General features: G+C 42.3%; 3 protein-coding genes. All 3 read right to left on the bottom strand.

What is annotated here, in order from left to right; translation table 11 throughout:
* Window positions 1-646, bottom strand: a 646-nt coding sequence (locus A3757_RS22100) for a FimV family protein (RefSeq protein ID WP_369819594.1), incomplete at its 3' end; no start/stop codon positions are given.
* A gap of 304 nt (window positions 647-950) precedes the next feature.
* Window positions 951-1,814 (bottom strand): DUF4892 domain-containing protein, encoded by an 864-nt coding sequence (locus A3757_RS22095; protein WP_068553128.1) that lies wholly within the window; start codon window positions 1,812-1,814, stop codon window positions 951-953.
* Window positions 1,795-2,301 (bottom strand): alpha/beta fold hydrolase (locus A3757_RS27205; RefSeq protein ID WP_369819593.1); only part of this gene is annotated, 507 nt, incomplete at its 5' end. The genes A3757_RS27205 and A3757_RS22095, both read right to left, overlap by 20 nt.

The following is a 2,301-nucleotide window of genomic DNA, read 5'->3' as shown; positions in this document are numbered from 1 at the left end:
TTAGGTCCTGAATAGCCAACATAACCTGCTGAGGGCTAACACTTCTATTTGGCCGCGCCTTGATTGCGATATCCCATAACGTATCAGAGCTACCAGTTGGGCCGTACTCACCACCTGAAATACCAGTCGAAGGGTTAGCAACAGAACGGCGACTTACCGGTGCAGGCTCTGGTACATTAAAAACATCGCCAGTTTGCGCTACCTGCGTCGTAACACTTGCAGCTTTAACCGGTGCGACAGGGTCTTCTGAAAATAATGGAGGATCAATCAACAAAGCGTATTCACGCAATAGTCGGCCACTTGGCCAAATCACTTCTACTAAGAAATTTAAAAACGGCTCTCGGACAGGTTTGTTTGTCGTAAGAACAACGACAAGCTTACCATCGGCATTCGTTTCAACTTTAAACCTCAGATCGGATAAAAAGTAAACACGGTCGACATTCGCTTTTAAAAACTCTTCGCGCGTTGCTAGTCCAGGAAGAATTTCTTCTGCCGAGAAATCACCTGAGTTTACAAGCTCTATTTCAGCTTTTAAGGGTTGGTTAAGTGCAGACGTTACAGTCGCCTCACCAATTCCAAGAGCGAAAACAGACTCAGCAATCAATACACCGAGTAGTGATAGAGCAAAGGCCAGCTTGCGTATCATCACTTATTATCCTTTATTATTTCTAACTTAAAAAAACAGTTCACTTATCTACTACCTTATAAAACTCTTCTACTCTACTCACACAAACAGGCATAGCCCATAAAACAAGGTATACAGGTAAAGAGGATTTTTTAAACACTGTAGATTAAGAAACCGCCACATTTTATTGCTTTTATTGGAAAAAATTCTGCAATATCCAATAAAGTATTGTTTAAACAAGCAGAATTATCAACAAATCTTTGTGTTTAGATTTGTTAAGTTTAAGTTTCATAAAAATGCACAACGAATACTGAACAATTAACGATCAATACGCATACAACCTGAACCAAACAGGAAGCTTTTCAAACGAAGGCTCTCCATGCAATGGCCCAAGTACTCGAAGCGTGATAGGTAATTTGGCTTGCCCTAGGGATTTACTTAACACTGCTACCTGAACCTCACCTTTTGTACGCAACTGATCCCAAAGCACTTTGGTTGGCTTCAGTTCTTGATCTGCATAGACAACCAAATATAGCTCAGAGGCTTCTACCGACTCAATATACCGGGCTATTGCCTCCGCTTGGTTTTTCGTAACATCACCCTCGCCCATGGAAGACCCGTTAAGCCAGACACCAACTGGCTCCGCATAATCCCCATCAGCAGCCGAGCTTTTGGTCACAGTCAGCTCATATATGAAACGCTGCCTAAGGCCATTCTGCACAAAATAGACGGCCGACCAGACTTCTTTCCCCTTACTGAGTGCCCTGCTTGCAACATAGTATTGATCACTATCACGGCCATACAGCTTATGCTCATCAAAAATTTTGTTCGCCCAGTAATTACTGCTGCCACAAGCGCGTTTTTTACACTGGAATAAGATTTCGCCTTTTACTGCTGCAGACTCCAGGTAATAATCAAAAGCCTGACTTAGCTCAACACCACTTTTGAGCCGATATAAACGTGACTCGACATCACCTGCAACAAACTCTTGCTTCTCGATACTCAAGGTATTACTGATGCGCTTCGGCGCGCTCAAAACGATCATCTGTTCAGAAGCTAAGCTTTCAACACTGCCCTCTAAAGAGACAGCCTTATAATTTTCCAAGCCTGAACTCAGCACATCCTGTACCAAGAAAAAAGATAGCAATAAAGTGAAAACCAGACTCTTTTTACTTATCGATAATTTCATCAATTAACTCCGCTGTTGCTGCAACATCACCATCCATGTGGAAGTGATGCCCACCTTCTAGGTCAAAGCGCGTAACATCCTTAAAATAAGATACCCGTTTTTGAGTCCTCTGAGCATCCGAGAAATACCCTTGTTTACCACATAAAACAAAGACCGGACATTCGATACCATTTAACACAACTTCAACTTGTTTTTCAGAAAACCGTACCATAGAAGGGGCTAGTAATTTCGGGTCTGAGCGCCAAATATAACCACCTTCTACCTCCTCTGTACCTCGCTCAATTAACAGCTGCGCTGCTTCTTTTGATACTTTTCCAATCCCCATCATTCGAACGCGAATAGCCATTTCTTTAGTTGGGTAAATGGTCTTTTTACTCTCTCGCGTCTGAGCAGCCTTTGCTACCGCTTTTTTAAGCTGTGGCAATACATTTTCTATTTCGTCTGTTAGAGGCCCTAAACTATCTAATAGAATTAGTTTATCAACCTT

The organism is Oleiphilus sp. HI0117, from assembly GCF_001635235.1.
This window is presented reverse-complemented; position numbering and strand designations above follow the sequence as displayed.